The sequence below is a fragment of the Candidatus Aminicenantes bacterium genome, assembly GCA_011049425.1.
In the GTDB taxonomy this organism is placed as follows: domain Bacteria; phylum Acidobacteriota; class Aminicenantia; order UBA2199; family UBA2199; genus UBA876.
On record DSBM01000119.1, the window covers coordinates 34,136 to 58,566 of the forward strand.

At 60.4% G+C, this 24,431-nt stretch carries 23 protein-coding genes; 16 read left to right on the forward strand and 7 right to left on the reverse strand.

Translation table 11 applies throughout. From position 1 onward, the window contains the following. Positions 1-19: 19 nt before the first annotated feature. From tatA to ENN40_07970, 4 genes are read left to right on the forward strand one after another with little or no spacing between them, the layout of a single operon-like run. A complete protein-coding gene (gene tatA, locus ENN40_07955; protein HDP95278.1) occupies positions 20-208 on the forward strand; it encodes a twin-arginine translocase TatA/TatE family subunit in 189 nt (62 codons plus the stop codon). Beyond that, positions 174-1,262, forward strand: a complete 1,089-nt coding sequence (locus ENN40_07960; protein HDP95279.1) for a class I SAM-dependent methyltransferase — start codon at positions 174-176, stop codon at positions 1,260-1,262. The genes tatA and ENN40_07960 overlap by 35 nt, the downstream gene beginning before the upstream one ends. Continuing rightward, the gene (locus ENN40_07965; GenBank protein HDP95280.1) at positions 1,184-2,158 is read left to right on the forward strand and encodes an ROK family protein; all 975 of its coding nucleotides are present in this window, start codon (positions 1,184-1,186) and stop codon (positions 2,156-2,158) included. Before ENN40_07960 ends, ENN40_07965 begins: the two co-directional genes overlap by 79 nt. Then, on the forward strand, positions 2,155-3,948 hold the full coding sequence (locus ENN40_07970; GenBank protein ID HDP95281.1) for an elongation factor 4: 1,794 nt from the start codon (positions 2,155-2,157) through the stop codon (positions 3,946-3,948). Before ENN40_07965 ends, ENN40_07970 begins: the two co-directional genes overlap by 4 nt. A 9-nt stretch (positions 3,949-3,957) precedes the next feature. Here ENN40_07970 and ENN40_07975 read toward each other — a convergent pair whose 3' ends face one another. After that, on the reverse strand, positions 3,958-4,653 hold the full coding sequence (locus ENN40_07975; GenBank protein ID HDP95282.1) for an amino acid racemase: 696 nt from the start codon (positions 4,651-4,653) through the stop codon (positions 3,958-3,960). Positions 4,654-4,995: 342 nt separating this feature from the next. After that, entirely contained in the window at positions 4,996-5,622 is a 627-nt protein-coding gene (locus ENN40_07980) for a hypothetical protein (GenBank protein HDP95283.1), read from the reverse strand. Positions 5,623-5,721: 99 nt separating this feature from the next. On the opposite strand from ENN40_07980, the gene ENN40_07985 reads away from it, so the two are divergent. From ENN40_07985 to ENN40_08040, 12 genes are all read left to right on the forward strand, one after another. Then, positions 5,722-7,059, forward strand: coding sequence for a DNA recombination protein RmuC (locus ENN40_07985; GenBank protein HDP95284.1), 1,338 nt, complete (start codon positions 5,722-5,724; stop codon positions 7,057-7,059). A 138-nt stretch (positions 7,060-7,197) separates the two neighbouring features. Then, positions 7,198-7,713 (forward strand): prepilin-type N-terminal cleavage/methylation domain-containing protein, encoded by a 516-nt coding sequence (locus ENN40_07990; GenBank protein HDP95285.1) that lies wholly within the window; start codon positions 7,198-7,200, stop codon positions 7,711-7,713. Between the two features lie 230 nt (positions 7,714-7,943). Continuing rightward, positions 7,944-9,197, forward strand: a complete 1,254-nt coding sequence (locus ENN40_07995) for a prepilin-type N-terminal cleavage/methylation domain-containing protein (protein ID HDP95286.1) — start codon at positions 7,944-7,946, stop codon at positions 9,195-9,197. Positions 9,198-9,225: 28 nt separating this feature from the next. Further along, positions 9,226-9,741, forward strand: a complete 516-nt coding sequence (locus tag ENN40_08000; GenBank protein HDP95287.1) for a hypothetical protein — start codon at positions 9,226-9,228, stop codon at positions 9,739-9,741. A gap of 16 nt (positions 9,742-9,757) precedes the next feature. Continuing rightward, the gene (locus ENN40_08005) at positions 9,758-13,768 is read left to right on the forward strand and encodes a hypothetical protein (GenBank protein HDP95288.1); all 4,011 of its coding nucleotides are present in this window, start codon (positions 9,758-9,760) and stop codon (positions 13,766-13,768) included. Beyond that, a complete protein-coding gene (locus ENN40_08010; GenBank protein ID HDP95289.1) occupies positions 13,765-14,565 on the forward strand; it encodes a cadherin repeat domain-containing protein in 801 nt (266 codons plus the stop codon). The genes ENN40_08005 and ENN40_08010 overlap by 4 nt, the downstream gene beginning before the upstream one ends. Next, positions 14,565-15,329, forward strand: coding sequence for a cadherin repeat domain-containing protein (locus tag ENN40_08015; protein HDP95290.1), 765 nt, complete (start codon positions 14,565-14,567; stop codon positions 15,327-15,329). The genes ENN40_08010 and ENN40_08015 overlap by 1 nt, the downstream gene beginning before the upstream one ends. Positions 15,330-15,370: 41 nt before the next feature. Next, the gene (gene ftsY, locus ENN40_08020) at positions 15,371-16,252 is read left to right on the forward strand and encodes a signal recognition particle-docking protein FtsY (protein HDP95291.1); all 882 of its coding nucleotides are present in this window, start codon (positions 15,371-15,373) and stop codon (positions 16,250-16,252) included. Positions 16,253-16,254: 2 nt separating this feature from the next. After that, complete coding sequence (gene ribD / locus ENN40_08025) at positions 16,255-17,331, forward strand: bifunctional diaminohydroxyphosphoribosylaminopyrimidine deaminase/5-amino-6-(5-phosphoribosylamino)uracil reductase RibD (GenBank protein ID HDP95292.1); 1,077 nt, start codon at positions 16,255-16,257, stop codon at positions 17,329-17,331. Then, complete coding sequence (locus tag ENN40_08030; GenBank protein HDP95293.1) at positions 17,331-17,933, forward strand: riboflavin synthase; 603 nt, start codon at positions 17,331-17,333, stop codon at positions 17,931-17,933. Before ribD ends, ENN40_08030 begins: the two co-directional genes overlap by 1 nt. Beyond that, positions 17,923-19,140 carry a bifunctional 3,4-dihydroxy-2-butanone-4-phosphate synthase/GTP cyclohydrolase II gene (locus ENN40_08035; protein ID HDP95294.1) on the forward strand — a complete coding sequence of 406 codons (1,218 nt, stop codon included), beginning with the start codon at positions 17,923-17,925 and terminating at the stop codon, positions 19,138-19,140. Before ENN40_08030 ends, ENN40_08035 begins: the two co-directional genes overlap by 11 nt. Further along, positions 19,137-19,892 carry a hypothetical protein gene (locus ENN40_08040; protein HDP95295.1) on the forward strand — a complete coding sequence of 252 codons (756 nt, stop codon included), beginning with the start codon at positions 19,137-19,139 and terminating at the stop codon, positions 19,890-19,892. Before ENN40_08035 ends, ENN40_08040 begins: the two co-directional genes overlap by 4 nt. A 96-nt stretch (positions 19,893-19,988) precedes the next feature. On the opposite strand, the gene ENN40_08045 is transcribed toward ENN40_08040, so the two are convergent. The 5 genes from ENN40_08045 to ENN40_08065 are packed head-to-tail and all read right to left on the reverse strand — an operon-like array spanning position 19,989 to position 24,131. Beyond that, on the reverse strand, positions 19,989-21,275 hold the full coding sequence (locus tag ENN40_08045; GenBank protein ID HDP95296.1) for a tyrosine--tRNA ligase: 1,287 nt from the start codon (positions 21,273-21,275) through the stop codon (positions 19,989-19,991). Positions 21,276-21,286: 11 nt separating this feature from the next. Then, positions 21,287-21,832 (reverse strand): 2-oxoglutarate:acceptor oxidoreductase, encoded by a 546-nt coding sequence (oorC, locus tag ENN40_08050; protein ID HDP95297.1) that lies wholly within the window; start codon positions 21,830-21,832, stop codon positions 21,287-21,289. Then, complete coding sequence (locus ENN40_08055; GenBank protein HDP95298.1) at positions 21,829-22,707, reverse strand: 2-oxoglutarate ferredoxin oxidoreductase subunit beta; 879 nt, start codon at positions 22,705-22,707, stop codon at positions 21,829-21,831. Before ENN40_08055 ends, oorC begins: the two co-directional genes overlap by 4 nt. A gap of 1 nt (position 22,708) precedes the next feature. Beyond that, positions 22,709-23,833 (reverse strand): 2-oxoacid:acceptor oxidoreductase subunit alpha, encoded by a 1,125-nt coding sequence (locus tag ENN40_08060; GenBank protein ID HDP95299.1) that lies wholly within the window; start codon positions 23,831-23,833, stop codon positions 22,709-22,711. After that, complete coding sequence (locus tag ENN40_08065; GenBank protein ID HDP95300.1) at positions 23,817-24,131, reverse strand: 4Fe-4S dicluster domain-containing protein; 315 nt, start codon at positions 24,129-24,131, stop codon at positions 23,817-23,819. The genes ENN40_08060 and ENN40_08065 overlap by 17 nt, the downstream gene beginning before the upstream one ends. Between the last annotated feature and the right edge of the window lie 300 nt (positions 24,132-24,431).

The window sequence follows — 24,431 nt, forward strand, 5'->3', positions numbered from 1 at the left end:
CGGGCATAAAGGAGACACCATGTTCGGAAGCCTCGGAATTTGGGAAATATTGTTGATCCTGCTCGTAGTGGCCCTGCTTTTCGGTGGTCGCAAGCTGCCGGACCTGGGCCGCGGCCTGGGCGAAGGCATTAAAAACTTCAGGGATTCCCTCTCCCGCAAAGATCAAAACGAAAATGAGGGAAAAGACACGAATGCGAAGGACGATTGACGCCCGCATCCAGCAAAGGCAGGAACGGCAGGAGCAACTCAAGGATACATTAAGCCGGTTGGGCGACCTGCTGACGGACGGCCTGCGGGGCAGGCGGCGCCGGCAGGCAAAGGAAATCCTCGAAACCCTTTACAACAACGTCGTTGAACTGGTCACCGCCCAGGACCGGGAATGGGATGCCTATTCCAACAACCACACATCCGAGGTGTTTCGATCCCTGCACTGGAAGATCGATACCCTGGAGGCGGAATACGCCAACGTGCGTGCCTTGATCACCGGCTTTCTCAACCTGGAGGAATCCCTCAAACACCTGGCGGAACGCATCGACAATGCGGGCGCCGGTCCAGAGGAACGGGAACAGGTGGAAGCCGCCCGGGAACGCCTCAGCACTTTCCGTTACAGTGACTTTGAGGCGCGCTTCCGTGGTACCTGGGAATCGGTGGAAACCCAACTGGCTCGCTACGTGGACCAGTTCCTCGCCAAAGAAAACGTCCTGGACCTGGGTTGCGGTCGCGGGGAATTCGTGCAGATGTTGCGTTCCGCCGGACGCAAAGCCGAGGGCATCGACATCTCGCGCACCATGTTGGAAGAAGCCGAGCAGCGGGGGCTGCCGTGCCGCCGCGCCGATATCCTGGAAGAACTCGCGCAACGGCCCGATGCATCCCTTGGCGGCGTGTTTTCCGCCCAGGTGATCGAGCACCTTGCTCCCGGGGTGTTGCGGGAAATGGTGACCCATTGCCGGCGGGTACTGAAACCCGGGGGCATCCTGCTGTTGGAAACCATCAACCCGCTTAGCATTTTTGCATTGAGCCGCATCTTCTTTCTGGATGTGACCCACGAAAAACCCCTGCATCCCGAATACATGCGCTTTCTTTTAGACAGCCGTGGTTTTCGTGACATAAACATCCTTTACGGTCCGCCACCGCAGGCAGAGGCGCTGCTGGAGATCCCGCCCGACCTGCCGGGAGCCCGTGAATTCAACACCAACGTGGACCGTCTGAATGCCCTGCTCTTCGGCCCCTCGGTCTATGCCGTCCGCGGGGTGCGCCCTTGACCGTTCTGGGTATCGATATCGGCGGATCCGCCACCAAGTACGCGCCGGTGCGAAATGGTGAAATCGCGGTCCCGGTGATGCGGGCGGACACTCCCCAAAGCTTGGAGGAATTGCTGGAATGGCTGGGCGGACTTGTCACCACGGCGCGGCGAGAATGGAACGTGGCCGCCGTGGGAATCGGGGTACCGGGCTTCATGCGTTTGCAAGACGGGGTCATTGTGCGTTCCCCCAACCTGATGTTTCTGAACGGAACGGCATTCGCGACTGAAATGAGTCGCCGGGTTTCGTTGCCGGTTAAGGTGGAAAACGACGCCAACTGCGCCGCACTGGGAGCATGGGTCTCACAGCCGCCACCACGTCCCCGCTGTCTGGTGCACCTGACCCTGGGTACGGGCGTGGGTTCCGGGATCATCCTGGACGGCCGTCCCTGGCGCGGGGCCTGCGGCTATGCGGCCGAACTGGGTCATGTGGTGGTTCATCCCCAGGGCCGGGCGTGCGGCTGCGGCGGCCGGGGCTGCGCGGAGACCGAAGCTTCGGAAACCGGTATCCTGCGCACCTGGAGCGAGGCCCGGCCCGATTCCGAAATCTCTAGCGCCCGCCAGGTATATCAGCTCGTGGAAGCCGGCGATGCCGACGCGCGCCGGGCCTTTAGACGGGCCGGCCGCTACCTGGGTATCCTGCTCTCCAATATTGCCAATTGCCTGAACCCGGATATCATTACCATCGGCGGCGGTGTCGCCGCGGCCGGGGAAACCATCCTGGCCCCGGCCCATGCCGAAATGGCGGTCCGCCTCCACCAGCACGCCCGGGAATGCACCCGCATCGAAGTCGCCGACCGTGATGACTACGGCATTCTGGGCGCTGCCCGGCTATTGCACAAGGACGCTCAAGCATGAAACACATCCGCAACTTTTCAATCATCGCCCACATCGACCACGGCAAAACCACCCTCTCCGACCGCCTATTGGATATCGTGGGCGCCATTCCCGTGCGTGAACGCCAGGAACAACAACTGGACAGCATGGAATTGGAACGGGAGCGGGGCATCACCATCAAGAGTCACTTCGTACGCCTGACCTACAAACACTCCGACGGTGAAACCTACCGCCTTAACCTGATCGATACTCCGGGACACATCGATTTCACTTATGAGGTCTCCCGCTCCCTGGCCGCCTGCGAAGGCGCCCTGTTGGTTATCGACTCTACCCAGGGGGTGGAAGCCCAGACCGTGGCCAATACCTATCTGGCATTGGACAACGACCTGGCGCTGATTCCGGTGATGAACAAGATCGACTTGCCCAATACGGAGTTGGAAAAATCCCTGGACCAGGTGGAAAACATCATCGGCATCTCCAGGGAGGAAGCCCTGCTGGTCAGCGCCAAAACCGGCCGGGGAGTGGAAGCGATTATTCCCGCCATTATCGCGCGGGTGCCGCCCCCCCAGGGGGACCCCGACAAACCCCTGAAAGGTTTGATCTTTGACTCCTGGTTTGATTCCTACCGCGGCGTCATTATCCTGGTGCGCGTCCTGGACGGCCGGCTGCGCAAGGGCGAACGGGTCAAGTTTTTGTCCAACAACGCAGTCTACGAAATCAACGAGTTGGGCGTGCATACACCCAAGCCGACACCCCTTGCCGAGTTGTCCGCCGGAGAGGTGGGCTATATTATCGGCAGCATCAAGAACGTGTCGGAAGTCAAGATCGGCGACACCGTTACCCTGGCCAAAGAGACCCGGGTTGCGCCGCTGCCGGGATTCAAGGAACCGCAGCCCATGGTGTTTGCCGGCTTCTACCCCGGGGAAGGCACCAGCCACGAAGAACTGCGCGAAGCCATCGAAAAACTGGTGCTCAACGATTCCTCGCTTTCGTTTGAACCTGAAACCTCTCCGGCCCTGGGCATCGGCTTTCGCTGTGGTTTTCTGGGGCTGCTGCACAAAGAGATTATCCAGGAACGCCTGGAACGGGAATACGACCTGGCCATTGTTACCACCTCGCCTTCCGTACGCTACCGCATCACCAACACCTCGGGCGAAGTATCGGAGATCGAGTCCCCGGCACAGCTTCCCGAACCCCAATACATCCGCGGCATAGAAGAACCGATTATCGAAGCCATCGTAATTACGCCGGCGGACCACTTGGGGAGTGTGCTCAAACTGTTGCAGTCGCGCCGGGGGGTTCACAAAAAGATGGACTACATCAGCGACCAGCGCATCCATTTGACCTATGAACTGCCGCTGGCGGAAGTACTCTACGACTTTTTCAACAAACTCAAATCGATCTCGCAGGGTTATGCCTCTTTTGACTACGAATTCAAGCAGTATCGGGAAGCCCCGCTCATCAAGCTCGACATCCTCATCAACGGCGAAGCCGTGGACGCCCTGGCCATGATCGTGCACAACGACAACGCCTACCACGCCGGATGCGCGGTCACTTCGCGCATGAAAAAGGTGATCCCCCGCCAACTCTTCGAGGTGGTGATCCAGGCGGCGGTAAACAAACGCGTCCTCGCCCGCACCGTGGTCAAGGCCCTGCGCAAAAACGTGCTGGCAAAGTGTTACGGCGGCGACATCAGCCGCAAAATGAAACTGCTGGAAAAGCAGAAAAAGGGCAAGCGGCGCATGAAGCGCATCGGCAAAGTCGACATTCCCCAGGAAGCCTTCCTGGCCGCTCTGGAGATCGAGGACTGACGAAGCGAATCAGCCTATCTCGAGCGCCGCGCTCACCGCGGCCCTGGCATGGATTTCCAGGGTGTTGAACAAGACGTGCCCGGTATGCTCCGGCCGTACCAGCAGTGGGATTTCCGTGCAGCCCAGTACGATCCCCTCGGCACCGCGTGTCACCAGCCCATCCATGATCTCCAGGAAGCGTTGCCGCCGCTCCGGACGGAAATCCTCGCGCATGAGTTCGTTGAAAATCGTGTGATCAATCAGCTCTCGGTCCTGCGCCGGCGGTACCAGGGCTTCAATCCCGGCATCGGCCAGCTTTTCGTGGTAAAACACGCCTTCCATGGTGATGCGCGTGCCCAGTAACCCCACCCGGCGCATGCCCCGGTGCCGGATCTCGGCGGCGGTGGCCCGGGCAATGTGAACCAGGGGCACGGACAACTTTTTTTCCAGGCGGTTCGCGTAAAGATGGGGGGTGTTGGCGCACAGCATCAGCAGGCCGCATCCCGCCGCCTCCAGCCCGAGGGCGGCATCGCGGAACAGGGCGTATACCTGCTCCTGGTCTCCCGCTTCCTTGCGGGCCGCTAATTCGCCGAAATCCAGTGACCACAGGATGCAGGGCGCGGTGAAGTCGCCGCCGCGCAGGCGCGCGGCCGCGCGGTTGACTTCACGATAATAATCCACGCTGGATACCCAGCCTGTACCGCCGATCATGCCGATGGTTTTCATGACGACCTCATTTTATGCGCATTGCCTTGCAATCGGAGCAAATGTGGGCGGTTCCCTAACCGCCCCTTGTACACGGAATGCTGGATGGACACGGCCTTTTCTCTCCAACTCTCCCATTTTCCAACTTTCTAAACTTCTTACCTCTTCAACTTTTGGTTCTATTACGTTTTGTGTGGGTAAATCCGCATAGATGATGAGCGAGAAATTGTTGTGATGAGTACCCAGAGGGTACCCTAGTGCAGCTTTTTCTTTTTTTCAAATACGAATAGCTCTCCAAAGCCACACAGAATGGAAGAGATCCCTTCTTTCCAACTCTCAATCATTATTCTCTGGAGGAGGAAATCAGAAGCGGATGCCCAGGCCGGCGGAGACCAGGAACCCGCCCAGGTCGCGTTCGGGGTAGTAGATGATGCCGGTCTCGTCTTCATCCGTGGAGTCTTCGGGTTTGACCTTGAGGAAAGTGAAGCGCCCCTGGGCAAAGACAAACAGGGTGCGGGTCACGTAGAGCCTCAAGCCGCCGTCGATAAAGAAACCCACCTGGTTCTTTTTAAATGTAAAGGTTTCTCCGGCGATATCGATTTCGTCTTTGATCATGTAGTAGCCGGCGCCGAAACCCAGGTTGGGCTCCAGGCGGTGGCCGCTCAAGCGCAAACGCATCCCGGCTTCAATGGGAACGATGCTCAGACTGGTGCTTTCACCTGTAAAGGTGGTTTCCCCATTTACTTTAAAGAAGTCGGTGTGTATGAATATATCGACAAAATCCGCCGCGCTGTAGGCCAGGTCCAGGCTGTAGACCAGGTTGTTTTTGCCGTACAGGGACTCGGCGATATCTTCGTTGATGGAGCGCATGCCTGCGCCGAGCGCCAGGCTGAAGTCGCCGTCGCCGAACCCGGGTGCGGCTTCATCTGCAGCCATGCCGGGTGTCAGGGTCATCAGGGTGGTGATCAGGATGCCGAGTAGTGGTTTCATGCCTCCTCCTTGGCCGCGGCCGGTGGGCGCGCGAATTGCAAACAGAGAAGCGCTATGATAGCATCCTTGCAAAGAAAAAGCAAACGGAGAGATGATTCCATGCTGTTTCCCGGGTTTCCCGAATTCCTTGCCGGTCTGGCGCTGGGGTTGCTTCTAACCGGACTGATATCCTGGCTGCTGCTGAAGCGGGAACGGGAAAGGCGGCAACTGGAGAGCGATATGTTGCGCCAGCGCCTGGAAGAGAACCGCTCCGCGGCGGAAAAGCTGGAAACCGCCCGCCGCGACCTGGCGGTGATGGCGCGGGATCTGGAGAATGAGCGCCACAACGCCGGTGAAAAGATCCGCCTGCTGGAAGAGGCGCGGGAGCAGTTGTCCCAGTCATTCAAGGCGTTGAGCCTGGAAGCGTTGAAAAGCAACAGCCAGAGTTTTCTGCAACTGGCGGGTACCCAGTTGGAGCGCATGCGCCAACTGGCCGACCACGACCTGGAAAAACGCCGCGACGAAGTCAACCTGCTGGTGAAACCCATCCACGAAACCCTGGACAAAGTGGACCGTCACATCCGCGATGCGGAAAAGCAGAGCGGGCAGGTCTACTCCGGGCTCACGGACCAGATCCGCTCGCTGGTAGAGACCCACCGCCACCTGCGTGACGAAACGGGGCGCCTTTCCCGCGCACTGCAGACGCCGGTGGTGCGCGGCCGCTGGGGAGAGATCCAGTTGCGCCGGGTGGTGGAGCTGGCGGGCATGGTTGAATACTGCGATTTCCAGGAACAGGCCGTGGCGGAAGGCGGCGACTCGCGCCTGCGGCCGGACCTGGTTGTCCGCCTGCCCGGGGAGAAGGTGATCGTGGTGGACGCCAAGGCGCCGTTGAAGGCCTACCTGCAGGCGGCGGAAACCGCTGATGAAGGGGAACGGGAAAAGTTCATGAAGGAGCACGCCGAACTGATCCGCCGCCACCTGCAGCGTCTGGGTCAGAAGGCTTACTGGGAGCAGTTTTCTTCCACCCCCGAGTTCGTGGTGCTGTTTCTGCCGGGGGAAAACTTTTTTTCCGCCGCGCTGCGCCAGGCCCCGGAACTGATCGAGTACGGCGTGGAAAACCGCGTGATTCCCGCCACGCCCACCACCCTGATCGCCCTGCTCAAGGCCGTGGCCTACGGCTGGCGCCAGGATCGCCTGGCGCGCAACGCCGACGAGATATCCAGGCTGGGCAGGGAATTGTATGAACGCATCCGCACCCTGGCCGGGCATTTCGGAGACTTGAAGGGCGGGTTGGACCGTGCCGTGCAGTCGTATAACCGTGCCGTGGGTTCGCTGGAGGGACGGGTGCTGGTTACGGCGCGGCGTTTCCGCGAGTTGGGCGCGGCGCCGGAGCAGGACCTTCCGCCCGTGGAACCGTTGGACAGCGCCCTGCGTTCTCCGGCCGAGGCGGACGAATAATGGGTGGATCAGGGACTACATGTGGGTAAAATTTCCCCGTTGAGATATGCTGTCAAGAGACTCGTGTCCGGAAAACCCTTTCCTGCAGTTGGTTTCCCGACCGGGGCCTTTTGGAATCCAGTTTGCTTACGGAGGTACATGATGAAGCGTTCAGGCCGCACCCCGGGCTTTACCGTGGTGGAATTGTTGATCGCCCTGGCGATCTTCGGAATCCTGGCCGTGCTGGCCATCAACATGGGGCGCAGTTCCATGCAGCGCGCCGCCTTTTCCAGTGCGGTCAACAGTTTTGTCTCGGATTTTTCGGCGCTGAAACAGCAGGCCTCCACGGAGAACCGCTACATGGTGATCGACTTCAATGCCGCGGGCACGGGGTACACCATTCTGCGCCAGCGCAACCTCGATGATTTCGCCAATTGGCAGTCGTTGCGCACGGTGACCCCCATGGAAGGCAAACCCTTTTTCGTGGCCGGTGAAGCCGGTGACTTCATGGTCAATTCCACCGGTGAAGTATTCGCCTATCCCGTGACCGGTACGGTTCCCCAGTCCACCAATGTCAACATGTCGTTTTTTATCTACAAGCCGGGGACCAGCCAGGTGGATTACCAGCGCCAGGTGCGCATTTTTCCCACAGGAGGAATCAAAATTGACCAGTAACCAAGGCTCTACTTTAATGGAAATTCTCATATCCATCGCCCTGGTGGCCTTTGTGCTGGTGGCGATACTGACCGGGTTCACCCAGCAGCAGGTGTCCACGCAAAAGAACTTCAGCAAGAACCTGGCGGTCACCCTGGCCGAGGAACGCATGGAAGAGACCATCAAGTTCCCCGCTTCCCAGTTGATTGCCGGCACCCAGGTCGACTATATCGTGCCCACCGGCGGCACCTATGCCATCCACGACGCGGAACCAACGCATCCCGACCGCATGCGCCGCACCACCACCATCGCCGCCGCCGGCGACCTCATGGATGTCAGAGTTCGCGTGGAATACGGCTACACGCGGGGTGAGTATCCCTTCTCCATCACCCTGTCCACGCGCAGGGGGAACTGAAATGGGCCGGCGTGACAGTGGTTTTTCATTGATGGAGTTGATGGTGGTCATGGCCCTCTCCCTGGTGATCCTGGGCGGGGTATACATGCTGATGATGCAGTTCGGCCAGAGCGCCCGGACCGAGAACGCGCGCATCAACCTGCAGCAGGAGGCGCGCTACCTGCTCTCGTCATTCAGCACCGAATTAAAGAACGCCGGTTCCATCCTGTCGATCGCCAACAGCGGCGCTTTCCTGGGCGCTTCCGCCCACTTCGTGGGCGTGACCCCGCTGAACAACACCAGTTATCCGGACGGCATCATTCTGGCCAGCGGCGACCCCATCGCCGTAACCAGCCTGACCCAGGCGTTCTCGCCCACGGGCGGTACGACCCTGAGCGTGAAAGACACCACGGTGGACAGCACCGTGGCCATCGACGCCTGGAAAGGGGGCGACAAAGGGATCGTGGTGGCCACCGACGGTTACTACGTGTTCGAGGTGGATGCCGCGACCCCGCCGACTGCATCCACGCTCAGTGTACGAAGTACTTCGGTGTATCACTCGGGCCTGCTCAACATGGCGGGTTACCAGGACAGCGAACCCTCGACCACGGGTGACCAGGTGACCTACCCCGTCGACGCGCCCGTGGTGCGGCTGGCCGGTTTCAGCATCTACGTGTTCCGCGACGTCTACTCCACCACGCAGAAGCGCATGGTGCGCCAGTTGCTGCGCATCACCGACGCCCGCGGCGACAGTGACCCCGTGGGCAATAACACCGATGGTTGGGGGGTGGTGTCGGAAAACATCTACGATCTTCAAGTGGCGTACACGGCCTATCCCAACTGGCCGGAAGCCACCGGGGCCGTGAACTACTTTGACGGGGTGTCGGGCAACCTGCTCGACGACCTCAAGGACGACCTGCGCCTGAAGCGGGTCAAGCAGTTCCGCGTGTGGGTGGTGGCCTTGACCGATGAGTTCGGCGGCGTGGACGAGGCCGTCAACCAGGTGCCCGCGCTGGGAGACGCGCCGGCAAACACCCTGCCCGCGGGCAAGTACCGTTACAAGCTGTTCCGTTTCGCCGTGGAGCCGCGCAACTACAACGTTGCCATATAGAAAAAAAATGAACACAAATGAGCCAACCATGAAACCTTGTCAAAACAAACATAACCAAGGCGGCAGCATCCTGCTGCTCACCGTCATGGCCGTGATGATCCTGTCGATCCTGGTGGTGGGCCTGCTCACCGTGGGTACCACCGAAGTACAGACCACCCACAACCACTACCTCAACAAGGTGGCCTACTACTCCGCCATTGAAGGCGTGGAAGAGGTCCGCAACGAGATCTACAAGCAGCCCCAGCCCGAGTACGTCACCGCCATCAACCGCGACCTCTACAGCACTTCCAGTGAGCAGGGGCCGCTGCGCGAGGGCTATGTCACCGGCACCCTGCGTGACCTGCTGGCGGGAACGCCCCAACCCGTGGGCATGTTCAGCGGTTTTCAGCCGCCGCCCTTTCCCGGGCTTTCGCTGGGCAGCATCACCTCGATTTCACCGGTGATCTGGAACGTAACCATTTCATCGGAGATCCGCGCCGGCGGCCGCCGTGCCTATTCGGAACTGCAGACCGGGATCTACTCGATATTGACAACGGGGTATTGAACCCCTGGAGGAAGAGATGAACAAGCGCAATTTTGCAATCTTGGTGGCAATCCTGGTTCTGACCATGGCCGCGCCGCGCCTGGGCGGGGACGACAAGGAACTCTTCATGGGCTTCACTTCGGGCCTGGTCAAACCCAACGTGGTAATCCTGGCCGATACCTCGGGTTCCATGAACACCCTGATCCAATACCCCAAGAACGGCCTGGACAACATCCCCGGCACCGCCGATGACGGCTTCGACCCGCGCGTCACTTATCCGGGAACCCTAGATAGAGTTCGTTACTACTATAATTATGGTTGCCGTTCGACCGAGGAATTCAATGACAGGGGCAGTTACTGGACCGCGACCAATCAGTCCACGCAGTGGTACGGGCGCTGGCGCCACAACGGCAATGCGTACCTGTATCATAACGACAGCAATTATGCAAGTAACTGCAGCGGATCCCGGTACATCAACAACGTGGGCACCTGGACCGGGTGTTACGCCAATGACGGCACCCCCAACAACTTCCAGGTGGGAACCGCCGCGGTGAATTTCAATGTGGGTGAACGCATCATGTACGCCGACACCACATCGCCCTACAACTACGCCGTAGCCACACTGGCGCGCAAGTACGAAAAAGACGGCAACCACTGGTTCGAACTCTCCGACATCGTGGGCGGTCCCATAGTGGCGGGCGAAGGCCACTTCCAGAGGGCACCCGGCCAGACTCCAGTGGTGGTGCGCCTCTACAGCGAATACGATGACCCCAAGGGAACCAACGTCACCACAAGCCCCACGCGCCTGGACAAGGAGTACCTGAAATGGGTGTTTATCCATGCCGATGCGGCACAGATTGCCGCTGTCTCGCACCACTCCATGTACGGCACCTTTGACGTGAGCGACACCTCGCTGCTGGGCGCCTGGTCGATCTGCGACAAAGACAACTACAAAAAGCCCATGAAGCGCTTTACCCGCATCCAGGTCACGCGCGAGGTACTCTGCCACGTGGCGCGCAATTCCAACACCCAGGTGATGCTGGGGTTGTTCACCTTTGACGATAATAAGGGCGTTTTTGACTATGCCAATGGCGGTTACCGCATGGACGGGCTGGGGGACCGCAGCGACGAAGTCTCCCTGATCGCCTACCTGAACAACATCTGGGGAATTCAGGGCAACTCCAACACCCCCCTGGCCGAGGCCCTGGCGGATATCTGGTACTACATTAAGCCCGGGCCCGCTTCCAAGACCTACTGGCCCGTGGATTACGAACTGGAAAACGGCATTATCAACGTCAGCAACGCGGTTTCCGACATCGATTGGTGGTGCCAGAACAACTACGTGGTGATCATGACCGACGGCGAATCTTCCCAGGATTACTTCAACAACCCCAAGTTCAACGGTTCGATTTTCAAAACAAAGCCCGTGAAACGCAGCGCCAACTGGGAGTCCTGGGACGACGGTTGGGGCGATTTGGACTCCAACGAGGCCGATACCACCGATTATGATGGTATTCCCCTGAATTACAATCCCGATACCGCCACCTATTGCCCCAACTGGACCTGCTGGCTGGGCGGCAGCGGCGGTACCGATTACCTTGACGACGTGGCTTATTTCATTCGCAACCAGGACATGTTTCCCGATGACTGGTTCGGCGACGACCCGGTCACGGGCTGGCCCGGTGACCAGGGCATATTTACCTACGTGATCGGTTTCAACGCCGACAACGACATGCTGCGGGAAACCGCCGTCAACGGCGACGGCGCCTACTACACCGCCAACAACTACGACGAACTGGTGGCCGCGTTCGAGAGCGTGATCACCTCCATCCTGCTGCGCAACTTCGCCTTTTCGGCCATTACCGCGCCCAAGAAAACCGCCTCCATCGCCGCCGACGGCGTCTCCTACGTGGGCTACTTCATGCCCTCGGCGGCCGCCCCCATCTGGGAAGGCCATTTGCTGGCCAACCGTTTGATCGAGCGCTGGGGTTTTGACGCCGACGAAGACGGCCAGTTCGCTTCCGATGAACTGTACGCGACCGAGACGGCCTGCCAGAACGCCAACCCCGGAGAAACCTGCTCGCGCGTGCTCAACCTCTCCAATACCGAAGACTGGGACGCGGCCCAGGTATTGCAGAACCGTTCCACCGACCGGGCCCTGTTTACCCACAGCGGCACCAGCAACGTGGCGTTCACCCAGGCCAACACGGCCGCGCTGGCGCCGTTGATCGGCTGCACCCAGGAAGAGGCCGGAACCATCGTGAACAAGATCAACGGCAAGCAGTTCGGCGACATCTTCCACTCCGACATCGGCTTCGTGGGACCGCCGCTTTTGGGCAAGGTCTACCTGCAGAACCAGAACCCGGCTGAATGCAGCGGTGACCCCGCCGGCGACGCCGACTGCTACGGTTACTTTGCCGCCCAGAAAAGCACGCGCACGCCCGTGATCTACGTGGGCACCAACGACGGCATCCTGCACATGATCGACGTGGATGACGGCAGCGAGCTCTGGGGCTTCATTCCCGATGAAGTCCTGCCCACGCTCAAAACCATTGCCCTGGACAACCAGCACGACTACACCGTGGACGGGCGCATGCTGGCCGAGGACATCTATTTCCGCGACGGCAACACCCAGGCCTGGAAAACCATGCTTTACTACGGTTTGCGCCGCGGCGGCGACGTGTTTTACGCCATGGATGTCACCAACGTGGACAGCCAGCCCGCTTTTGCCTGGAAGTTCAAGGACGCCGACTACAGCGGTCAGAGCTGGGCCAAGCCCGTGACGGGCCAGCTTCGCTACATGGACGGTGAAAACCTGGTGCAGCGCTGGGTGACCGTGCTGGCCGGCGGATTCGCGCCCAATGCGGAGGTATCCGCCGACAGCCGCGGCAAAGCGGTGTTCGTGGTTGACGCCTCCACCGGCGAACTCCTGTGGATGGCGGGCTACAACGCCAGTGACGGCGCCGAAGACGAGGAAACCACGGAGCACCTGGAGCTGGGCTCAACAGATGATGTCCGCTACCTGACGAAGTCCCCCCTGTTCAACTTCGCCATCCCTTCGGCCCTGACCGCGGTGGACATCAACAACGACGGTTTGCTGGATACGATCTATGCCGGAAACGTGGGTGGCCACCTGTTCCGCATCGACATCTCCAGCCCCGATCGCGCCAACTGGCGGGTTTACCCGGTTTACGAACACAACATCACCGACCTGGCATCCGGGGTGATTGCGGAGATTACCGAGGGCAATGTCCTTAAAGTCGGCAAGGATGCGAGCAGTTTTGTGGCCGGCTACAGCGTGGTAGGCCAGACCTCGGGCGCCCACGGTTTTGTCACCGCCGTGGACGGGGCCAAGAAAACCATTACCGTCGAGATCCACTCCGGTACCTTTGTGACCGGAGAAACGGTCAAGACCCGCGATTACGCCCCCATCCACCTGCAGCCCGCCGTGGCCTACGACCAGTGCCAGCGCCTGTGGGTCACTTTCGGCACCGGCGACCGCGACCGCCCGCGCACCAATCCCACCGGCGGCCGCTACATCGCCATCCAGGGAAGGAATACCGCCGGTGTGGCCCTGGGCGACCTGCAGCAGTTGACGTTGTCCGGTACGGACAGCACCGAACTGGCGGAAACCACCCTGGACCTGGCCGCCAACCAGGGCTGGTACCTCAACTTCCCCGGAGCAAAAGACAAATTGTTTGATCCCGAACCCCTGATCATACCCGATCTCAATGGGGTACCCCATATCTATTTCAACACCTATACCCCCCCGGGCGAGGAAGTGAAACAGACGGTGGACAACCCCTGCGTGGCTCCCCAGGAAGGCGCCATGATGCTCTACGACATCGCGCTGTTCTGCGGCCCGGACGTGGTGGAAGGCGGCCGCGAAGAGGGCCGCATCGCCGGAGGCGGCATCTACCAGGGCAAGGAGTTCGTGCAATACCTGGGCACCGGCGCCGTGGGCTCCGTGCCGCCCCTGGATCGCGTGGAAGACAAGCGTTTGCCGTACCCGGGCGGCGTGATATTCATCAAGGAGCGCAAGCGATGAAAGCGCGGCCCCTGGCCGCGGTATATCTGTTGTTGTTGCTGTTCGTTCCCGCCGCCTGCGGCGGGGGCGGGGACAATACACCCGTGCCCTCCAGTGCTGATTCATCCCCAGAGGAAGTGTCCGCCCCGGACCCGGCCGGAAACGAAACCGCTGAGGCCGCATCCGCTGCCGATTTCGCCGAAGCCTCCGAAGTGGACGCAACGGATCCCGCCGACGCGCGTCTGGCCGAGGTGCGTTTGCTGCCCGAGCGCCTGTACAGGGATTCCATACCGGAAGTCAAAGCCGGGATTCGTCCCCGCGAGGCTCCGGGAACCTCATTGAAGGTTGTTTTCTGGATCAACGGCCGCAAGGCGCAGGAGTCCCCGAGTACCACCTTGTCAAAAGAAAAAATTCACAAGGGGGACGGGGTATTTGCCGACGTCATCCTTATGGCCGGCGACAGGGAGTTGGACCGGCGGCGCACGGACCTCGTGCTGGTGGAAAACTCCAACCCCGAAATCGAATCCGTGGAGTTTCCCGAAATCCGCGGGCCGGGAGATTACGTGATCACCATCAAGGCAAGCGATCCCGACGGGGAAGAGTTGACCTATGAAATAGAGGGCGTCGACCTGCCCGCCTGGCTGCGCGCCGAACGCGACGGCCGCATCCTGCTCAGTCCCGGCGAAGACCCCCCCGAGGTGCTGGGATTCGAAGTGGTGGTGCGCGACAATGACGGCGGCGAGGCCAGGCGCGCCGTGACCCTGAAATTTCAAGCGCCGGATCAGAGCCAGGGCGAAGCCGCCGCGGAGGAAACCTGATGCGCGGGCTCCTGGTTTTGTTGACGGTCTGTGTGTGTGTCAGCGCCTGCGGCGGCGACCACAAAGACAAAGTTGTGAAGCCGGATAAAGACACCCCGCCGGCCAAACTGGAGGCGGTGGTGATCGAACCCGTCGCGCCCACAGTCGAAACCGGCGTGCGCGCGTTGCCGCGATTCCGGGACGATCCGCGCCGGACGGTTCCCCTGGCTTACGAATGGTACGTCAACGGAGACAGGGTCGCGGGGGTTGGAAAATCGCTGTTGCCCCGGGAGCGGTACCGGCGCGGGGACCGCATCCGCTGCCGGGTGCGTCCGGATGCCGGCGGTCGCTGGATCAAGAGTGAAACCGTGCAAGTGGCCAACGCGCCGCCGCGATTCCGCTCCAAGCCGGTGGCTGCCTTTGATGTGCCCGGCGAGTTTTTCCACCAGGTGTTTGCCGCGGATCCCGACAACGACTCTGTCACCTATCGCTTGATTTCGCCCCTGGGCCGGGGCATCGAACTGGATCCGGATACCGGCGTGATCCGCTGGCGCATCGACAATGTTCCCGAAGCGCCTCCTCCTCCGGCTGTTCAGCCGTCCGGGGAAGAGGGTATGGCCGTTCCCGTTCCCTTGCCGGACCCGCCGCATCCGCCTCTGGAAGAAGAACAGGATTTCCATATCGTACGCCTGGTGATCGAAGCCGACGACAATCACGGCGGTACCAGCCACCATGAGATCTTGCTCGATCTGCGCCGGGGAGCTGAGCAGGTCCAGGTTCACTGAACGCCATTGCGCGGCGGAAGCCCCCGGAGTATAATCGGGGCATGAAACTGCGCCGCCTGTTTACCGCCCCCTTGTCGGAAGCGTTGCGAGGGGTGATCCACTCCAGCCGTGACCGCGAATCCACCCTGGAAGAACTGGAAGAAACCCTGATCCTGGCCGATGTATCCGCGCCCCTGACCGAAACCCTGCTGCGGGCGGCGGAGAAGCGCACGGGTTACCCGTTTGACGCCGACGAGTTTATCCGCGCCTTGCGGCGGGAGCTGACCGGCCTGCTGGACACGAAAGCGCCGGCGCTGGGACTGCCCCCGGGCAAACAGGTGATCCTTTTGGTGGGGGTGAACGGCTGCGGCAAAACCACCACCGCGGCCAAGATCGGCCTGTTCTGGCGCGCCCGGGGACGCAAGGTGCTGTTGGCGGCGGCGGATACGTTTCGCGCCGCGGGAAGCTCACAACTGTCGCTGTGGGGGGAACGGCTGAATATGCCGGTTGTCGGCGGCGAGCGCGGGGCGGATCCCGGCTCCGTTGTGCACAACAGCCTCACCTCCCTGGTCAATCGTGATTTTGACCTGCTGGTGGTGGATACCGCCGGCCGGGTGCAGACGCGCACCGGCCTGATGCAGGAACTGGGGAAACTCACCCGCATCGTGCGCGGATTTCTGCCGCATCAACCCCGTCACGTCTGGCTGGTGGTGGACGCCACCATGGGCCAGAACACCCTGGACCAGGCGCGGCGTTTCCGTGAGTTCTCCGGTATCACCGGCATCGTGCTCACCAAGTTGGACGGGACGGCCCGCGGCGGCGCGGTACTCAACATCCTCAACGAAATAAAACTGCCCGTGGTGTTTGCGGGCACCGGAGAAAAGGCCGAAGACCTCGAACCCTTTTCCGTCAACGATTTCATCGACTCGCTTTTGCCCCTGTAACCATGAAGTGGAAAAGCAATGACATTGCCTGGATGCAGCAGGCCCTGTGGCTGGCGCGTTGCGGCCGCGGCTTTACCGAACCCAATCCCATGGTGGGAGCCGTTTGGGTGCGCAATGGAAAACTCCTGGCTTCCGGCTTTCATCACCGCGTGGGCACGGCCCACGCCGAGCGCGTGGCCCTGGAAAAAGTAAACAGCCGTGGCGGAACCCTGTATGTCACCTTGGAGCCCTGCGTTCACTTCGGACGCACTCCGCCCTGCGTGGACCTGATCCTCGAAAAGGGGGTGGAACGGGTGGTGGCCTGCGCCCAGGATCCCGATCCCCGCGTGAACGGCCGCGGGTTCGCGCGGTTGCGTGAAGCGGGAGTAAAAGTCGATGTCGGTTGCCTGGAGGACGTACACGCCCGCATCAATCAGCGTTATTTGGCTTTTCACCGCCGGGGCAGGCCCTGGGTCGTTCTCAAGGCCGGCCTTTCGCTGGACGGCCGTTTGACCGATGAGTCGGGTTGCTCTCAATGGGTGACACCGAAAGTCATGCGGGACGCCGCCCACAGTTTGCGAGGGGAATTCTCCGCGGTCATGGTGGGGGCGGGAACCGCGCGCAAAGACAACCCCCGGCTGGACCTGCGCCAGGCGGACTGGCAGGGCAAGGGCCATTTGCGGGTGGTGCTGGACAGCCGCAACATCCTGCCGCCCGACTTGCACCTGTTTGGCGACCAGGAGCGTTTTCCAACCGTGGTTTTCAGTGCCGAAACCGCTGAAAACAAGCTGCCCCGGACTTCGTTGCAGCGGTTTGTTTCCGCGGCCTCCGGCGGCGTAAACCTGGACGAGGTGCTGCGTGAACTGGCCAAAATGGCGGTGGGTTCGCTGATGGTCGAGGGTGGCCCCATGCTGCTGAATGCGTTTCTTTGCCGGGGCTTGTGGGATGAAGTCATCCTGTTCTGTGCCGCCGCTTTACTGGGGGGAACAAACGCGCCCGGCCTGTTGTCCCGGGCCATGCCGGTGGAGCGACCCCTGCGCTTCAAACGGCAACGGATCTTTGAAATGCCCGGAGGGTTCATTTTTCGGGGGGTGGCCTGATGTTTACCGGATTGGTGACGGCCGTCGGTCGCCTGGTTTCCCTGGACCGGGGCCGCGAACCCCGCCTGGTGGTTTCCTCGGACCTGGGTTCCCGGGTAGGGGTGGGGGATTCGGTGGCTGTGGACGGCGCCTGCCTCACCGTGGTATCCATGTCCAAAGGTCAACTGGCTTTCAACCTCTCGGGAGAAACCCTGGCGCGTTCCCGTTTCGCCGACCTGGCGGCCGGCCGGCGGCTCAACCTGGAACTGCCTTTGAAAATGGAGGATTTCCTCGGCGGGCAACTGGTGAGCGGGCACCTGGATGGCACGGCCCGGTTGCACTCGCGCCGTGCCGGGCGCGGCGCTGAACGTTTTACTTTTGCGTACGGTGACAAGAACTGGCGTCCCCTGCTACTGGACAAGGGTTCGGTGGCCGTCAACGGGGTGAGCCTGACATTGGTGGATGTGGCGGGTTCTCGCTTTTCCGTGGAGGTCATCCCCCAGACCCTGCGCTCCACCAACCTGGACGACCTGCGTTCCGGAGAACGGGTGAACATGGAACTTGATTTGGTGGGTAAATACCTCTATAATTTCGTCTTGACCGGACATATTCATGGAAAATAATCAACTTATCGACGTGTCCACGGCAGTGGATTACCTTTGCCGTGGCCGCATGATCATCATCACCGACGACGAGAACCGCGAAAATGAAGGCGACCTCATGATCGCCGCGGAAAAAGTCACCCCCGAGGCCATCAACTTCATGGCCACCCACGCCCGTGGCCTGATCTGCGTCTCCGTGACGCCGCAACGGGCCGCGGAGCTCAAACTTCCGCTCATGGTGACGGAAAACACGTCCAACTTCGAGACCCCGTTCACGGTTTCCGTGGATGCGCGCAAGGGCACCACCACGGGAATCTCCGCTCACGACCGGGCCGTCACGGTGCGCAGCCTGGTGGATCCCGAAACGCGGCCGGAAGACCTGGCGCGACCCGGCCATATCTTTCCCCTCCAGGCCCATGAAGGCGGCGTACTGGTGCGCGCCGGCCAGACCGAGGCTTCGCTGGACCTGGCGCGCATCGCCGGCCTGAAACCCGCGGGCGTGATCTGCGAGGTCATGAAAGCGGACGGAACCATGGCGCGCATGCCCGACCTCGAGGAGTTCTCACGCCGCCACGAAATCCCCATTATCACCGTTGAAGAGATCATCAAATACCGGGTGCAAAAGGAATCCCTGGTGCGCGAAGTGGCCGAAGCCACTTTGCCCACGCGCTGGGGCTATTTTACCATCAAAGGCTTTGTGGACGCGATTCACAATGAGACCCACATCGCCCTGGTTCAGGGGGACGTGGCCGGGGATGAGCCCGTCTTGGTGCGGGTGCACTCCCAGTGCCTGACCGGCGATACGTTCGGTTCGCTGCGCTGTGATTGCGGCACCCAGCTCCAGCATGCCATGGAACGGATTACGGCGGAAAAACGCGGCGTGCTGCTCTATCTGACCAATCAGGAGGGCCGGGGCATCGGCTTGTTGGAAAAGATCAAGGCCTATAAACTGCAGGAACAGGGGCTGGACACGGTGGAAGCCAACCTGGAGCTGGGGCACGCCCCGGATCTGCGTGATTACGGTATCGGCGCCCAGATCCTCTCTCACCTGGGGCTGCGCAAGTTGCGCCTGATGACCAATAACCCGGCCAAGTACATTGCGCTGGCCGGTTACGGGCTGGAGATCGTGGAGCGAGTCCCGTTGGAGGAAGAGCCCAACAAGGTCAACCTGCATTACATGAAGACCAAGAAAGATAAAATGGGCCATTTGCTGGAAAAACTGCAATGAACGACGCCATCGTTGATTTCCTATGCCTGAGCGCATCGGACCAGATTCAGTTTCTCAAGGAAGGGGAATTTACCCGGTGGCCACCCCCGGAACGCATCCGTTTCCTCAAGCAGCTGTTGCAGTCGGAGACCTCTTCAAAGACCATGGCTTCCGCGTTAAAGATCCTGCGTGAACTCAAGTACCGCGACCGCTTTTTCTTTCGCCGCTTCCTGTATCACCAGGACAGCTCCGTGGCCAATGCCGCGCGCAAAGCCATGGAAACCAGTACCGTCAGCCATGACAGCGGAGAGATCCGCCTGGCCGACATGGTGAAACGGGAGAATCCCGCCGATCGCCCGGCCGTAGTGCGCAACCTGCTCAAGGATTGCGACACCATGAGTGAGTCGCTGTTGTTGTCTTTGCTGCAGATCGAGGATTTCCGTGTGCGCGAAGAAGTCGTGGCCAATCTCAGCCCCGATATCAACCTGGATGAAGCCGTGCTGGCCGACGCGGTCAACGGCGCTGTATGGTACGTACGCAGTTCCGTGGTGCAGATTCTCGGCCGCCGTCACAGTGGCGTACTTCCCGACCTGGCCCGGCGCCTGGTGGGCGATGCCAACGTGGATGTACGCTTGAGCCTGGCGGAAGCCCTGGGTTTGCTGCAAAATGAGGAAACCCGGCCTTTGCTGGAAACGCTGAGCAAGGACGCCAACCAATGGGTGCGCCGCCGCGCCCTCAAAGCCCTGGCGGAAGTGAAAGAAGGTGACGGGTGAGTGGCTAGAGGCTATTGGCAAGGGGCGAGACATGGCTTTTTTCTACTTTCTACGTTCTACCTTCTACAGTATCCGCTTCAGGGCGCGTGGCGGCGGCTATTCAACACTGATAAGGATATAGTGCTTTTTTCCCTGTTGCACCAGGATAAAGCGGTTGTGCAGGAGATCCCCGGCGGACACGATGCGGGAGGGATCCGCGACCCGCTCTCTGTTGAGGCTCAGGCCCCCGTTCCCCACCAGACGGCGGACCTCGCCCTTGGAGGCGAAAACGTCCGTGTGCACGGCCAGCATGTCCACCACGTCCACACCCTTCTCTAATTGCGTGCGCGGCAGGACGGCGCGGGGCACACCTTCCAGGGCGTCCAGCAGGTCCGCTTCCGACAGGGAGCGCAGGGTTTGCGTGGAGCCCCGGCCGAACAGGATTTCCGAGGCGGCGCGGGCCGATTCCCAGGCCTCATGGGAGTGGACCATCTCCGTTGCTTCCCGGCCCAGCCGTTGCTGCAGCAAACGACGGTGGGGCGCCTCCATGTGGGATGCCGTCAATTCGGCGATCTCGTCCATATCCAGGTGGGTAAAGATGCGCATGTAGCGGGCGGCGTCTATGTCCGAGACGTTGAGCCAGAACTGGTAAAACTGGTAGGGTGAAGTGCGGCGGGGATCCAGCCATACGTTGCCGGATTCGGTCTTTCCGAATTTGCGTCCATCCGCGCGGGTGATCAGCGGGCAGGTCAGGGCAAAGGCTTCACCACCGGCTTTGCGCCGGATGAGTTCCGTGCCCGCGGTGATGTTGCCCCACTGGTCGGATCCCCCCATTTGCAGCCGGCAGTCATGGTGGGTGTAGAGGTGAAAAAAGTCCCAGGCCTGGAGCAACTGGTACGAGAACTCCGTAAAAGAAAGTCCGCTCTCCAGCCGGTTTTTCACCGACTCCTTGGCCATCATGTAGTTGACGGTCAGGTGTTTGCCGGCCATGCGCAGGAAATCAAGCAGGTTGAATGCCCCCAGCCAGTCGTGGTTGTTGAGGATCATGGCGGCATTGCCGCCGGGTGGATCCGGGTCCAGAAATCTTTCCAGTTGGCGGGCGACCGCGTCCTGGTTGGCCAGCAGTTCTTCCGGGTCCAGCAGGTTGCGTTCACATGATTTTCCCGAGGGGTCGCCCACCATGCCCGTTGCTCCCCCGATAAGGGCGATGGGACGATGTCCCGCGGCCTGGAGGTGGCGCAGCAGCATGATGGAAACCAGGTGGCCGATATGCAGGGAATCCGCGGTGGGATCGAAACCCACGTAGGCCGTGACCATGCCTGCGGACAGGAGTTCCCGGGTGCCCGGCATGATGTCGTGGATCATGCCGCGCTGTTTCAGGGAATCAACCAGGTTCTGCGCCATGATGGCCCTGATCAAACCAGGCCGCGGCCCAGTTCAATGGCCTCCATGTTGAGTTCCAGGAAATCCGCCGGCGCCCATTGGCGGATAAAATCCACCATGTTGCGGTACTGGATCACGCCGGTCAGCTTCTGGGTGAGTGACAGGGTGACCACGGAAGTCAGGATCACGTTGCCCAGTTGCTTCTTGGTTTCGTTGATGATGGGAATGGAGTAGAGCTTCCATGAACGGGTATCCCCCAGGTCCGTGACCAGGTGGGAGTCCACCACCACGATGGCGTCGTCGCGCAAGCGCGATTTGTACAGGTCAAAAGGAACCTGGTAGGTACACACAAAGAAATCGATGGCCGTGGCCTGGGGGAAGAGGATGGGTTTGTTCGACAAAATGACGTCGACCTTGGTGGGGCCGCCCCGAACCGTGGCGGTATAGGTCGGGCTTTCCAGGGCGAAGCCGTTCTCTTTGTGTACCACGATATCCACCAGCAGGGCCCCGGCGGTGATGATGCCCTGGCCGCCGACGGCTCCGTAGCGGATCTCAAAGCGTTTATCCAGGTTGCTCATGATTTCACCTTCTTGGAGGCGCTGTTTCGTTCCGCCTGCTTGAGGGCGGCGGCTTCGGCAGCGGCCTGGGCCGCGGGAATGATGTGCTGGTAGTAGAGGTCGGAGTATTCCAATCGCTCCGTGTCTTCAAACAGGATCCCCGTGGGATACTTGTGCAGGCGTTCTTCCGGAGTCATCTTTTCGTATTGGGCCTTGCTGACGGTGCGGCCCTCGATCCACTTTGTCATGGCGATGGGGTCTTTCATGCGGTTGCGCCTTCCCAGGTTGATGTGGCAATTGCTGATTACTTCCACCACGGAGAAGCCTTTATGTTGAAAAGACTTCTTGACCACATCCTTTAACTGCACCGGGCGGTTGACCGTTTCGCGGGCCACAAAAGAGGCTTTGGCCGCGATCAGGAGTTCGGCGATATCGAACTTGGGCTCGATATTGCCGTAAGGAGTGGTCTCGGTAATGAATTTCTGGGGCGTCAGGGGCGATACCTGCCCGCCCGTCATGCCGTATACGCCGTTGTTGATCAATATCAGGTTGATGCCGATGTTGCGGCGGGCGGCATGGATGAGGTGGTTCCCGCCGATTGCGGTGGCGTCTCCGTCTCCGGAAATCACCACCACCATTTTGTCCGGCCGGGCCAGCTTGATGCCGGTGGCAAAGGTCAGGGCGCGGCCGTGGGTGGTATGCAGGGTGTTGGTGTTAAAGAAGGTGGGCATGCGTCCCGAACAGCCGATTCCCGACACCACCACGATGTGGTTGGGGTCCAGTTCCAACTCGGAAAAAGCCATGGCGATGCTTTTGAGTACCACACCGTCACCGCATCCCGGGCACCAGGGAGTGGGGAAGGTGCGGTAGCGGATGTATCGTTCGTAATGTCTCATGCTAAAACTCCTTGATCTGGTCCAGGACTTCCCCCGGAGTAAAGGGAATGCCGTTTGCCCGCAAAAGGGCGCGTTTTTCCACGTCGTCTGCGGCCACCCGCTCCATCTCGTAGCGGACCTGGCCCATGTTGAGCTCAACGGTCAACACCTTTTTGATGCGGGAAAAACGCCGGCGCAGGATCTGTTTGGGGAACGGCCACAGGGTCAGAGGCTGAAAAAGACCGGCACGGATACCCAGTTCTCGCGCCATCTCAACAGCGGGAAGGGCGGCACGCGCGGAAACCCCGAAGGCGAATACCAGGATTTCCGCGTCATCCATGTAGTATTCGTTGTACTTGATGATGTCGTCCAGGTAATGGTAGATCTTCTGCATGCGCAGGGTCTGTTGTTTCTGCACGGTTCCGGGTTCGGATGTGGGCCAGCCGTGCTTGTCGTGTTCCAGGCCGTCTATGTGGATGGGATAACCCTTGAAGAAATCCACCCGGTGGGGGTTCTGGCCGATCTCACGGTCGTAGATATCGAGGTCCTTGATCTTGTGGACCTTTTCTTTGTAAATACTCAGGTCTTTTTTATAGGGAAGCTCGATGTCTTCGTGCGCCTTGGCCAGTACTTCATCGTACAGCAGGATGACGGGGTTCCAGAAGCGTTCAGAAAGGTTGAACGCGCGCACGGTTTCCGCGTACAGCTCTGACGCGAATGCCGGGGTGAGCACGATAATGGGATGATCCCCGTGCGTGCCCCAGCGGGTTTGCATGACGTCGGATTGCGAGGGTTTGGTGGGCAGGCCCGTGGATGGCCCGCCGCGCATGACATTGACGATGACCAGGGGGATTTCGGCCATCACGCCCATGCCCAGGTGTTCCTGCATCAGGGAGAACCCCGGTCCGCTGGTGGCGGTTAAAACCTTGCGCCCCGCCAGGGACGCGCCGATGCAGGCTCCCAGGGAGGCGATTTCATCCTCCATCTGGATGAAATCCCGACCCAGCTTGGGCATTTCCCGGGACATGTACTGGGCGATCTCGGATGAAGGCGTGATGGGATAACCGGCAAAAAAGTTACAGCCGGCATCAATGGCCGCCCTGGCCACGATGATATTGCCTTGCAGGACTTTACGACGTTTTCCCATTGCTTTGGCCTCTTGTTAATTTCTCGTAGTTTACGAAAATGGCGAAATCCGGGCAGCGGCGCTCGCACATGCGGCAGCCGATGCAGCGTTCCGGGGCGGCGACCTTGACGGAAACGCCGAACTTGCTCACCATATTGTCTTCAAGTTCCAGGGTGCCGGTGGGGCAGATGTCCACGCACAATCCGCAGCCCTTGCAGTATACCGAAACCACGGTAAGTTCGTTCTGCTTGGGCGCGGGTTTGCGTTTTTCCCTGCGTTCCCGGGCGGCCTGGTTCAGTTCTTTCTCAAACTTCTCCATGGAAACACCTCACGGTTTGGGGGAATTAGAGAGGAGGAATGGACGTGCATATGACTGAAAGCGGCCCTCAGTCCCGGAAACGGCGAATGGTTGGGAAATGGTGCATGCTCTCAACAGGGAATTGCGAAAAAAGACAGGTGTGAGACGGTACGGCTTCCGTCTCCGTGGTGGGGCTCTCCTTGGCGATCATGGCTCCTCCAAGTCCGGGATTGTAACACAATCACGGGGTGAAAAAAACGCATTCACGGGACTTTTTTCATTTTTGACCGGCAGCTGGATTCCCCGGTTGACTTGGCCGGG